11 protein-coding genes are annotated in these 11749 nt (G+C 61.6%); 6 read left to right on the top strand and 5 right to left on the bottom strand.

The annotated features are described in order from the left end of the window. Positions 1-184 precede the first annotated feature (184 nt). The gene (locus ACIQUH_RS24940) at positions 185-1285 is read right to left on the bottom strand and encodes a hypothetical protein (protein ID WP_400820204.1); all 1101 of its coding nucleotides are present in this window, start codon (positions 1283-1285) and stop codon (positions 185-187) included. A 237-nt stretch (positions 1286-1522) separates the two neighbouring features. On the opposite strand from ACIQUH_RS24940, the gene ACIQUH_RS24935 reads away from it, so the two are divergent. Further along, the gene (locus tag ACIQUH_RS24935) at positions 1523-2668 is read left to right on the top strand and encodes a site-specific DNA-methyltransferase (protein ID WP_400820202.1); all 1146 of its coding nucleotides are present in this window, start codon (positions 1523-1525) and stop codon (positions 2666-2668) included. Positions 2669-2886: 218 nt separating this feature from the next. Here the strand turns inward: ACIQUH_RS24935 and ACIQUH_RS24930 are convergent, their stop codons facing one another. Next, positions 2887-3051, bottom strand: a complete 165-nt coding sequence (locus ACIQUH_RS24930; RefSeq protein ID WP_400820200.1) for a hypothetical protein — start codon at positions 3049-3051, stop codon at positions 2887-2889. Here ACIQUH_RS24930 and ACIQUH_RS24925 point away from each other — a divergent pair. Both ACIQUH_RS24925 and ACIQUH_RS24920 read left to right on the top strand, forming a co-directional pair. Next, positions 3041-3292 carry a type II toxin-antitoxin system ParD family antitoxin gene (locus tag ACIQUH_RS24925; protein WP_400820198.1) on the top strand — a complete coding sequence of 84 codons (252 nt, stop codon included), beginning with the start codon at positions 3041-3043 and terminating at the stop codon, positions 3290-3292. The genes ACIQUH_RS24930 and ACIQUH_RS24925 overlap by 11 nt on opposite strands. Positions 3293-3294: 2 nt before the next feature. After that, positions 3295-3585 carry a type II toxin-antitoxin system RelE/ParE family toxin gene (locus ACIQUH_RS24920; RefSeq protein ID WP_400820195.1) on the top strand — a complete coding sequence of 97 codons (291 nt, stop codon included), beginning with the start codon at positions 3295-3297 and terminating at the stop codon, positions 3583-3585. A gap of 37 nt (positions 3586-3622) precedes the next feature. On the opposite strand, the gene ACIQUH_RS24915 is transcribed toward ACIQUH_RS24920, so the two are convergent. Next, positions 3623-4234 (bottom strand): HAD family hydrolase, encoded by a 612-nt coding sequence (locus ACIQUH_RS24915; RefSeq protein ID WP_400820192.1) that lies wholly within the window; start codon positions 4232-4234, stop codon positions 3623-3625. Then, positions 4231-5334, bottom strand: coding sequence for an A/G-specific adenine glycosylase (mutY, locus tag ACIQUH_RS24910; protein ID WP_400820190.1), 1104 nt, complete (start codon positions 5332-5334; stop codon positions 4231-4233). The genes ACIQUH_RS24915 and mutY overlap by 4 nt, the downstream gene beginning before the upstream one ends. A gap of 98 nt (positions 5335-5432) precedes the next feature. Here mutY and ACIQUH_RS24905 point away from each other — a divergent pair, with 98 nt between their 5' ends. The 3 genes from ACIQUH_RS24905 (at position 5433) to ACIQUH_RS24895 (ending at position 10321) form a co-directional block, all read left to right on the top strand. After that, positions 5433-5960 carry a DUF721 domain-containing protein gene (locus tag ACIQUH_RS24905; protein WP_400820187.1) on the top strand — a complete coding sequence of 176 codons (528 nt, stop codon included), beginning with the start codon at positions 5433-5435 and terminating at the stop codon, positions 5958-5960. Between the two features lie 128 nt (positions 5961-6088). Continuing rightward, entirely contained in the window at positions 6089-6769 is a 681-nt protein-coding gene (locus ACIQUH_RS24900) for a DsbA family protein (RefSeq protein WP_072494057.1), read from the top strand. Between the two features lie 84 nt (positions 6770-6853). Continuing rightward, positions 6854-10321, top strand: coding sequence for an AAA family ATPase (locus ACIQUH_RS24895; RefSeq protein WP_400820183.1), 3468 nt, complete (start codon positions 6854-6856; stop codon positions 10319-10321). A gap of 420 nt (positions 10322-10741) precedes the next feature. Here the strand turns inward: ACIQUH_RS24895 and ACIQUH_RS24890 are convergent, their stop codons facing one another. Continuing rightward, positions 10742-11719 carry a VOC family protein gene (locus ACIQUH_RS24890; protein WP_400820181.1) on the bottom strand — a complete coding sequence of 326 codons (978 nt, stop codon included), beginning with the start codon at positions 11717-11719 and terminating at the stop codon, positions 10742-10744. Positions 11720-11749 lie beyond the last annotated feature (30 nt).

Here is an 11749-nt window from a genome sequence, read left to right as displayed (position 1 = left end):
GGGATTATCAAGAGCGGGCGGAGGCCAAAGCCAGCAAACGGTCTCAATCGACCAGGACCCCGACGGCCTTCCGCCCGCAACCCTTATAACACAAGCGCAATACACAGGATCCCTGTGACAAGCACAGGGATGAGGGGAGGGGCAGGAGGAATGAGGGAGATGGAGGAGGGCCGCCCCGTGGCAATTACTCCGCCACGGTCGTTTCAGTCCGCTCCGCCGCCTTGACGGTCGCCCTGATCTCCTTCGGGTCGCGGCCGGACTTCTTGTCGTAGCTTACCTTCACCGAATAGTCGCCGGGATGCAGGGTTTCCTGATGTTTCGTGCCGTAGCGGCCGGAAATCTCCTTCTGTGTTCCCTGAAGGTCTTTGGTCGTCTCAACGATATCGATCCGTTCCGCGCCGGGGGCGGTAATGGCGAGAACGCCCGCATCCAGATTGACGGTGATTTCCGTGCGTTTTCCGGGCGTCACGGTGAAGGGCTGTTCCACCGTCACCTTCCCGAGACGGGCGCGCATGACGAAGTCCCCGGCCGGCATTTCCATCATCTTGCCGGTGCCGTAAATGCCGTTGATGGTCTGGCGCGTGCCATCGAGTGTTTCCTTGGCCGACATCGCCTCGAAGCGGATATCGTCCGTTTCCACGGCCCTGCCGCCTTCCGCATAAACGGCCTTGGCGATCACCACACCGCTCGGAATGACCAGCTCATGGCTGATCTTGTCGCCGGCCTTGATGGCAAGCTTCTCCTGCGCCCGCGCCGGGCCTATGCTGCCGGTAAGGACAATCTCGCCCGCCGGCACGAAGACCGTATTCTGCCCATAGACGCTGTCCTTGAAATCGCCCTTGGTGATTTCGGTTTTCGCCTGTGTTTCCACATCGCCGCCGGCGCTGCGTTTCGGCACGACAGTCAATTCCGCCGCGTCGAAATTCACCTTCGGCCGCGCGATGCTTCCATCCTTCACCTCGAAGGGCACGTCGCGGCTCACATTGCCGAGCGCCGCCACGCCGACATAGCGGCCTGCCGGCAGCTTCGCCTCGAAGGTCGCATCATAGGAGCCGCCGGCATTCACGTCGGTACGCGCGCCTGTCCGGTCGGCCTTGTAGAAATCCCACCGAACCCTGTCGCTATTGCCAAGCGAGGGGCCGCCATCGAAGAGCACCGCGTCGGTGACGACGTTATATTGCGGGGCCGCTTCCTGCGCCTGCGACAGCGCCGGAAGCGCCGTTGCGAAAAGAGCGGCGCAAACGACATTCACGGAAAAAGAAGCCATTTTCATCACGGACCCCATTGCGGATTACCCCTGCCAGAACCGGTCCTCCCGCAGCCCCGCAATGCGCGGAACAGGAGAACCCGTTGTGCACAACGTTTTTGCCGCACTTCGGGTTCCCCGCCTGCCGCCGTAAATCCGGCCGGCTCGCCGCAACAGCCATTTATTTCGCATTTTCCGTGACTTGTTCAGGCTTTGATAACCATCTTCGGTAACCATAAGCGTCAGTTAAAGAGTAAGCGTATGGAGCGAGTACCAATGGCAGCAGTTTTTCCGCTGGCCGATTTTCGGCGTGCCGGTTTTGATCGTGCGGGCGAGAGCGACGCCTGGAAAGACAGCATCATCAAAGGTGATTGTGTCGCTGCCTTGGATGCCCTCCCGAGCCAGTCGGTCGATGCGATTTTCGCCGATCCGCCCTATAATCTCCAGCTTGGCGGCACGCTGCACCGACCCGATCAGTCGCTGGTCGATGCCGTCGATGACGAATGGGACCAGTTCGCCTCCTTCGAGGCTTATGACGCCTTCACCCGCGCCTGGCTGCTCGCCTGCCGCCGTGTCCTGAAGCCGAACGGCACCATCTGGGTCATCGGTTCCTACCACAATATCTTCCGCGTCGGCGCGATGCTTCAGAACCTCGATTTCTGGATCCTGAACGACATTGTCTGGCGCAAGACCAACCCCATGCCCAATTTCAAGGGCCGGCGTTTCCAGAACGCCCATGAGACCATGATCTGGGCGAGCCGCGATCCGAAAGCCAAGAGCTATACCTTCAACTACGACGCGCTGAAGGCCTCCAATGACGACGTGCAGATGCGCTCCGACTGGCTGTTTCCGATCTGCAGCGGTAACGAGCGGCTGAAGGGCGACGACGGCAAGAAGGTGCATCCCACCCAGAAGCCCGAAGCCCTGCTGGCGCGCATCATCATGGCATCGACGAAGCCGGGCGATATCGTGCTCGATCCGTTCTTCGGCTCCGGCACCACGGGTGCGGTTGCAAAACGCCTTGGCCGCCACTTCGTCGGCATCGAGCGCGAACAGGATTATATCGACGCGGCATCCGCCCGCATCGCCGCCGTCGAACCGCTCGGCAAGGCGGAACTGACCGTGATGACCGGCAAGAAGGCCGAGCCGCGCGTTGCCTTCAACACGCTGGTGGAAAGCGGTCTCGTCCGCCCCGGCCAGGTGCTGACGGATGTGAGGCGCCGTTATAGTGCCATTATTCGTGCCGATGGTACGCTTGCATCCGGTGGGACCGCCGGCTCCATTCACCGCCTCGGCGCGAAGGTGCAGGGTCTCGACGCATGCAACGGATGGATGTTCTGGCATTTCGAGGATGGCGACGCGCTTAAGCCGATCGATGATCTGAGAACAATCATCCGCAGTGAACTGGCAAAGGCCGAATAGTCAAAGCCCGAAAGGCCGAAGGCAACGATCCACCGCCCGCCCTTGTCAGCATATGTCTCCGTCCGGTTTAGTACCTTCAGTCCCGGATGGAGAACGACCAGCGCCCGGCACTTCGGTGTCGGGCGTTGGTATTTTCGAGTATCCTATTTTAGCCAGACAAGTTTCGCGCAAGAGATGGGCAATACTGTCTCAATCAAAGCAGTGGTTGTGAAATCCGGTCAGGACAAGTCACAAAAACATTGCGTCCGATGCCGCTTGCGGCAGGACTGGCGCAGGCCGGAGACCGCCATTTCCGCCTGCGCCAATTTCTTTTCCCAATCTGTTTTGACAAACTTTGCCAAATTCTGCACCTTGTCCTCAAAGGAGACGAAGATGGCGACCATGAACATATCGTTGCCCGGTCCGATGAAGGAATGGGTGGAGGCGCAGTCGAAAACAGGCCGTTATTCCAATGCCAGCGACTATGTGCGTGATCTCATCCGCAAGGACCAGGAGCGGGGTGAAAAGATCGCCGCCATGCAGCGTCTGGCGGATGAGGGATTGCAGAGCGGCATTGGTCATCGCTCGCAAGAGGCCCTGTTCGCCGAGGCGGAGGCCCGGGCAGCGAAGCGTGATATCGGCTGATCATGGGCTTTCGCCTGTCTCTGCTCGCGGAAGAAGATGTTATTCGCATAGCCGAAGAGGGCATTCTGATATTCGGAGCCATGCAGGCGCAAAAATATTACCGGGAACTCTATTCGACCTTTGAACTGATATCTCGCAACCCGCGAATGGCACGCGAGCGGCACGAATTATCGCCGCCGCTACGCATCCATCGGTTCAGGGCGCATCTGGTTGTCTATAGCGTGGACGGGGAGGATGAAGTCTTGATCGTCCGCGTGCGCCACGGCCATGAAGACTGGGTGAACGGGCCGTAACAAGGTTGCCGCCGATCACCCTTTTCTGGCAGCTTCCTTACACCTCCACCCCATGGTCCCGCAAATCCTGCCGCAGCTTGTCCGCGCCGGTGAACTGCACCGCCTGCCAGCCGGCAGCCTTCGCAGCCTCCACATTGATGAGCGTATCATCGATGAAGAGGGTAGCGGCGGGGTTGAGGCCGAAGTCCCGGGCGTGAAGCTCGTAGATGGCCACATCGGGCTTGATCAGCTTGATGTCGCCGGAGACTGTCACGCCGCGCGGCAGGGTCAGGAAGGGGAACATCTTCTGCGCCTCGCGAAAAGTGTCGGAGGCGAAGTTCGTCAGCATCGTCACATCGTGGCCGCTGTCGATCAGGGCAACCATGATCGCGACGCTGTCCTCATAGGAATGCGAGACCATTTCGTGCCAGAATTTGCGGAAGGCGCGGATGTGTTCTTCCCGCTCGGGGAATTTTTCCACCAGCAAGGCCTCGGCATCTTCCCAGCGGCGGCCGCGATCCTGCTCGAGATTCCAGTCGTGGGTGCAGACATTCTCGAAGAACCATTGGCGCTCGTCGGCATCGGGAATGAGACGGCTATAGGGAATATGCGGATCGTAGTGGATCAGCACCTTGCCGATGTCGAATACGATATGGTCAATCTTGGTCATCGAATTTTCCTGCTTTTATCGAATGCGGATGGAATAGCCGCTGCAATGACTTTTTTCATCACCGTTGGCAGCGCCTGCGCGTCAAGATTTGTAACCGGCTCCCACCATCCGTCATCCGGTCCGGTTTGAAGGCCATCCGGAACCTGCGCGCGATAGACGGTGAGCCGCAGTTCGAAATGGGTGAAGACATGAACGATCACGCCCGCCATCTGCCAGCCGGCGGCAAAGGGCGCGTGGCCCGCCTCCGTGCCGCCGTCCAAACGGGCGGTCCATGCGGTTGTCGGCACCTCGGTCATGCCGCCGAGCAACCCACTGTCGATGCGCCGCCGCAGCAGAATCCCGCCCTCGGTATTCACTGCCACGAAGGCGGCGCCAAGCCGCACGGGCTTGGCCTTTTTCGCCGCCTTGACCGGAAAACGTTCGGGTTCGTCATGGGCAAGCGCAAGACAGGCGCCATTGAAAGGACAGAGCGCGCAGGCCGGCCGTTTGGGCGTGCAGATCGTCGCGCCGAGATCCATCATCGCCTGGGCAAAATCGCCGGGCCGGTCGGAAGGGGTAAGCGCGGCGACCTTCGCTTTCATGGCCGGTTTCGAACCGGGCAGGGGGGCGTCGATGGAAAAGAGGCGCGAAATCACCCGCTCCACATTGCCGTCCATCACCGCCGCCTGTCGGTTAAACGCGATGGCCGCCACGGCGGCGGCGGTATAATCGCCAATGCCGGGCAGTTCCTTCAGGCCGTCTTCGCTGTCCGGAAAGACGCCGCCATGGTCGCGCGCCACGGCTTCCGCGCATTTCTTCAGGTTGCGGGCGCGGGCATAATAACCAAGCCCCGCCCAGGCCGCCATGACATCCTCGACCGGCGCCGCCGCCAGATCGCTGACGCTTGGCCATGCGGCGAGAAACTTCAGGAAATAGGGTTTGACCGCCTGCACCGTCGTCTGCTGCAGCATCACCTCGGACAGCCAGACGTGATAGGGATCGGCGCGTTTTCCCCGCGCCGCCATGGCAGGAGACGTGCGCCAGGGCAGTTCGCGATGGTGCCGGTCGTACCATGCAAGAAGCTGCTGCGCATAAGACGACGAGGCGGTTTTTTGAAGCATGGTTTGCCGTTTCTGTTCGATTTGGCCTATAGTTGGGACATTAGAAGCAGGCGATCAAGAACATGCGGATTCGTCGGCTCCCAAATCGCGAGTGAAACATGCGTTATCCCCAGAAGGGCGTTATACAGCGGAAGGGCGTCGTCCAGATTGCCGAAGTCGCCAATGGCATCATGGACCCCGTGCTGTCGAAGCGTGCGGGCATCAACACCGCATTGCTCGGCTCCTGGGACGAGATCGCCGGCGATGATTTCGCCGATTGCACGCGGCCGGAAAAAATCACCTGGCCGCGCCGCGACGAAGGCCCGGATCGCGGCGGTTATCAGCCCGGCGTGCTGACGATCGCCTGCGAAGGTGCGCGCGCTTTGTTTCTCACCCATGCCCAGGGCGAACTCATCGCCCGCATCAACGGCTTTTTCGGTTTTCCGGCCGTGCGCCAGATCAGGATCGTGCAGAAGCCGGTGTCGCAGACCGTCAACCGCCGGCGCAAACCCCAGCCCCTGCGCGGCGATGCGGCAAAACGTCTCGATGACATGATGGAAGGCATCGAGAGCGAGGCATTGCGCAAGGCGGTGGAGCGGCTTGGCACGGCGGTTTTGCAGAAGAAGCCGCGTGGCCGAACCATTTGATCGGTGCGGCTGTCCTTGACTGGTCACAATTCTTTGACAAGAAGAGTCCAAAACCCCGCTTGTGATGAACAGGCCGCCGCTATATCGGAATCAACGGACAATAGAGTCTATTACCAACAGGTGCTTTCATGCATTTTCCCGAACTGACCATTTCCCGTCGCAGCCTTCTCGGCGGTGTTGCCCTCGCTGCCGTTGCCACGGCCCTGCCGTTTGCCTTCACGCCCGGTATTGCCGAAGCGCAGGAATTGCCTGAATCCACCGGCGATGTGGACATGGCCGCGGTGATGAAGCCCGGCCCGTTGCCGGAAGCGGCGCTCGGCGATGCCAACGCACCCGTCAAGATCGTCGAATATATGTCGATGACCTGCCCGCACTGCGCCAACTTCCACAACAAGACCTTCGAAGAAATCAAGAAGAAGTACATCGATACCGGCAAGGTCTATTTCGTGCTGCGCGAATTCCCGTTCGATCCGCGCGCCGCTGCCGCCTTCATGCTGGCGCGCTGCGCACCGGAAGGTCAGTATTTCCCCTTCGTTTCCATGCTGTTCAAGCAGCAGCAGAGCTGGGCTGTCGCGCAGGATGCGCGCGCCGCCCTGCTGCAAATGTCGAAAATGGCCGGTTTCTCACAGGAGTCTTTCGAGGCCTGCTTGACGAACCAGAAACTTCTGGATGATGTGAACGCAACCATGCAACGCGGTGCGACGGAATTCGGCGTCAACTCCACGCCGACTTTCATCATCAACGGCAAGAAATACGCAGGAGACATGTCGGTTGAAACCATGTCGGCTGTCATCGACAAGCTGCTCTGATCGCCGGACCCTGAAAGCAACGGGCGGCGGATATGTCCGCACGCCCGTTTTTTATTGCCTGTCTTCTTGCCGGGGCGTGACGGCATGAAGTTCAACAAGCTCCGCCTCATCGGTTTCAAGTCCTTCGTTGAGCCTTCCGAATTCATTATCGAGCCGGGTCTGACCGGCGTTGTCGGCCCGAATGGCTGCGGCAAGTCCAATCTGGTCGAAGCGCTGCGCTGGGTGATGGGCGAGAATTCCTACAAGAACATGCGCGCATCCGGCATGGATGACGTCATTTTTTCCGGTTCCGGCAACCGTCCGGCCAGAAACACCGCCGAAGTCGGCCTTTATCTCGACAATTCCGACCGCACCGCGCCCGCCGCCTTCAACGATGCCGATGAAATTCAGGTGACGCGCCGTATCGAGCGTGAAAACGGCTCCGTTTACCGCATCAATGGCAAGGAAGCCCGCGCCAAGGATGTGCAACTGCTGTTTGCCGATGCCTCCACCGGCGCGCGCTCGCCCTCCATGGTCGGGCAGGGGCGTATTGGCGAGCTCATCAACGCCAAGCCGCAGGCCCGCCGCCAGCTGCTGGAAGAGGCGGCCGGCATTTCCGGCCTGCATTCCCGCCGCCACGAGGCCGAGCTTCGCCTGCGTGCCGCCGAGACCAATCTGGAGCGGCTGGAGGATGTGACCGCTCAGCTGGAAAGCCAGATCGAAAGCCTGAAACGCCAGGCGCGGCAGGCCAACCGTTTCAAGATGCTGTCCGCCGATATCCGCGCCCGCGAGGCGACCCTTCTGCACATCCGCTGGGTGGAGGCCAAGGAAGCCGAAGGCGAGGCGGAAAGCGCGCTCAATCAGGCGACGAATATCGTCGCCGAAAAGGCGCAAGGTCAGATGGAAGCGGCCAAGCAGCAGGGCATCGCCAGCCTGAAACTGCCGGAACTGCGCGAGGACGAGGCCCGCGTGGCCGCCGCCCTGCAACGCCTGCAGATCGCCCGCACCCAGCTGGATGACGAGGCGAACCGCCTGCTGCGCCGCCGCGATGAGCTGGCGCGCCGTCTCTCGCAGCTTGGCGAGGATATCGTCCGCGAGGAACGGCTGGTCTCCGATAATGCCCAGATACTCGCACGGCTGGACGAAGAGGAGGCCGAACTCGTCGAAATTCTCTCCGATTCCGGCCGCCATGCGGAAGAGATGCGCGAAGCCTTCGAAACCGCCGCTGTCAAACTGGCGGAAAGCGAAGCCATCTTCACCGCCATCACCGCCGAACGCGCGGAAGCCGCTGCCGGCCGCCAGCAGTTGGAACGGGCGATCCGCGATCTTTCCGACCGCAAGCTGAGGCTGGAGCGGCAATCGCAGGAAGCATCCGCCGAGATCGAGGCCATCGACGAAAAACTCTCCGGCCTTCCCGATCCCGCGGAGCGCCGCGAAGCGGTAGAAGCGGCGGAGATTGCCGTCGAGGATGCGTTGATCGTGGCGGAGGAAGCCGAGACCGCCGTGGCCGAGGCGCGTTCCGCCGAAGCACTGGCGCGCGGGCCGCTGGAAACCGCGAAGAACCGGCTGAATGCGCTGGATACCGAAGCGCGCACCATCGCCAAGATTCTCGCCTCCAGCGCCGCCGCCAATGGCAGTTTCACGCCGGTGGCGGAAGAAATGACGGTGGAGCGCGGTTATGAGGCCGCCCTTGGCGCGGCGCTCGGCGATGATCTCGAAAGCCCGCTCGATGCCGCAGCGCCTGCCTATTGGGGCGGAAATGGTGACGGCGCGGGCGATCCCGCCCTGCCGCAAGGCGCGAAACCGCTTCTGGATTACGCGCAGGCGCCGGATGCGCTTAGACGTGCCCTTGCGCAGATCGGTGTCGTCGCCGATGTTTCGGAAGCCCGTCGCCTTCTGCCTTCGCTCAAAGCCGGCCAGCGGCTGGTCACGCGCGACGGCGACCTGTTCCGCTGGGACGGCCATATCGCCAGCGCCGATGCGCCGGGTGCCGCGGCGCTGCGCCTGTCGCAGAAGAACCGTCTTGCTGAAATCGAGACTGAACTGGATGAGGCCCGCTCCATTCTGGACGAGGCCGAAGACCAGCTTGCCGCGAAAACCGAAGACATCAGAAGCAGCGAATTGCGGCTTTCGGAAGTGCGCGACCGGAGCCGGCTCGCGACCCGTCAGCTTGCCGAGGCGCGAGAGGCGCTGACATCAGCCGAGCGCGCCTCGGGCGATCTGCTGCGCCGCAGGGATTTCGTTTCCGAAGCACTGAACCAGATCGGCGCGCAGATCGACGAGATCGCCGTTCAGGAGGAAAATGCCCGCATCGAAATGGAAGATGCGCCTGATCTATCCGTGCTTGATCTCAAGCTGCGTGAAAGCCAACTCGAAGTCGCGACTGACCGCGGCCTTCTGGCGGAGGCCCGCGCCCGCCATGAGGGCGTGAGCCGCGAGGCGGAAAGCCGCCAGCGCCGAATTCAGGCAATCGGGCAGGAGCGTTCCACCTGGCAGTCACGGGCGGCAAGTGCGGCCGATCACATCGCCACGCTGCGCGAGCGTGAGGAAGAGGCGCGCGAGGAAATCGCTGAACTCGACATAGCGCCCGAGGAGTTCGACGAGAAACGCCGCAACCTCCTCAACGAATTGCAGAAGACCGAGGACGCCCGCCGCGCGGCCGCCGACCGGCTGGCCGAGGCCGAGAACTTGCAGCGCGCCGCCGACCGGGTGGCGGCAACCGCGCTTTCGGAACTGGCCGAAGCCCGCGAAAAGCGCGGCCGCGCCGAAGAACGGCTGGTTTCCGCCCGCGAAAAACGGCAGGAAACCGAACATCGCATCCGCGAAACGCTGAATACCGAGCCGCATATGGCGTTTCGCCTGACTGGTCTTGGCCCTGACCAGCCGAAGCCCGATATTCGCGATGTCGAGCGCGATCTCGACCGGCTGAAGATTGAGCGCGAGCGGCTTGGCGCGGTCAATCTGCGCGCCGAGGAAGAGCAGGCCGAGCTTTCCGCCAAGCTCGAGGCGTTGATCAAGGAACGCGACGACATCATCGATGCCGTGCGAAAGCTGCGCGCCGGTATCCAGAACCTCAACCGCGAAGGCCGCGAGAGACTGATCGCCGCTTTCGATGTGGTCAATTCGCAGTTCCAGCGGTTGTTCACCCATCTCTTTGGCGGCGGCACGGCGGAATTGCAGCTGATCGAATCCGACGACCCGCTGGAAGCCGGCCTCGAAATCCTCGCCCGCCCGCCGGGCAAGAAGCCGCAGACCATGACGCTGCTTTCGGGCGGCGAGCAGGCGCTGACGGCCATGGCGCTGATCTTCGCGGTCTTCCTCACCAATCCTGCGCCGATCTGCGTACTGGACGAGGTGGACGCACCGCTCGACGACCACAATGTCGAGCGTTATTGCAACCTGATGGATGAAATGGTGGCTTCCACCGAAACCCGCTTCGTCATCATCACCCACAATCCCATCACCATGGCGCGCATGAACCGCCTGTTCGGGGTCACCATGGCCGAACAGGGCGTGTCGCAACTCGTCTCCGTGGATTTGCAGACCGCCGAGCAGCTGCGCGAAGCCGTCTGAGGCTTCTTTTCCGCTTTGCCCCCATTGCGAATTTATCTGGCCGTATCACCCATTCGGGTGAGCGACAATGCGCGGCATTTTGCTATCTTCTGCCCATGAGCTAGGGCTCTCTCCAGACCCCACCATCCGGTTTCCTGTACCGGATGGAATGCCTTGCGAGGCCGCTGCCGTGGCCTCGCAAGGCTTTCTTTTTAGGGGCCATGCGCCCCTTTTTCCCTCATTCCTGTGCTCGTCACAGGAATCCAGCCGGCTCGCGTCTGCGCGGCGAGAGGAGTCCTTCGAGCCCAAGGACTTGGGCTGGCTAGATTCCTGTGACGAGCACAGGAATGAGGGAATGCGGATGCTGTGCTTTGCGGAATTCGAACGATATGGCGCAGGCGTTCCCGGCATCTACTCGCCGCAAAATTAAAGCCTCAAACCTCACCCCGGCACAAGCCGTAGCCGGGTGCCCCAGGGGTCGATCGCCTCCACCACATCGTTCTCCATTTCCACCAGCACATAACCGGCGGCCCGCAGCCGCTCCTTCTGCGCCTCCAGATCGGCGGGATTTCGAATGGTGAGTGAAAACCAGTCGAGACCGGTCTCCATGGCGTTGCGTTGCTTCGCGCCACGGCTGTTCCATGTATTCACCGCCAGATGGTGATGATACCCGCCGGAAGAAAGAAACGAGGCATCCGAGCGCGCGTCCTGCGTGGGTTGCAGGCCGACGGCCGTTTCGTAAAAGGCGCGGGCGGTGGCGATTTCGCCGACCCGCAGGTGAACATGCCCGATGCGCATTCCCGGTGGAGCGGCCTCATAATCGCTTCTCTTGGTGTCGGTCAGCGTCACCAGGTCATCGACATCGAGCGGTTCGGTGCCCATTTTCACCACCCGTCCGCTCCACGTCCATGTGTCCTTCGGCCGGTCGCTGTAAACCTCGATACCGTTACCTTCGGGATCGTTGAGATAGATCGCCTCGCTGACATTGTGATCGGCAAAACCCGTTAGCGGCACCTGCTTCAACGCCGCATGCACCAGCCAGCGGGCGAGATCCTTGCGGCTCGGCATCAGATAGGCGATGTGAAACAGCCCGGCGGAGGTGGGACTTTCGAAATCCGCCGCCGGCTTGTGCACGAGATCGAGCAACGGCACGGCGCCGACGCCCAGTGTCACGCCTCTTGCCGTGCGCTCCACCTCGTTCAAACCCAGAACCGAACGGTAATACTCGATCATCGGATCAAGCTCGCGCACGCGCAGCGCGGCCTGGCCGATATGCATCGGCGTCGTCAGCGCGAAGGGAAGGGCGGAGGCGGCGCCCGCGACGGGCACTGTGCCTTCGGCTCTGAGCGCCCCGGCAAGCGCGCTGGCGGCACAGGAAATTCCGGCAAATTTAAGCGTATGGCGGCGGGTAAATTGCATGAATAATCTCTTTGTCGGCGATTTGAATGG

The sequence above is a fragment of the Agrobacterium sp. NPDC090283 genome, from assembly GCF_044769685.1.
In the GTDB taxonomy this organism is placed as follows: Bacteria; Pseudomonadota; Alphaproteobacteria; order Rhizobiales; family Rhizobiaceae; genus Agrobacterium.
Note: the sequence above shows the minus strand (reverse complement) of the source record. Positions and strands in the feature narration are given on the sequence as shown.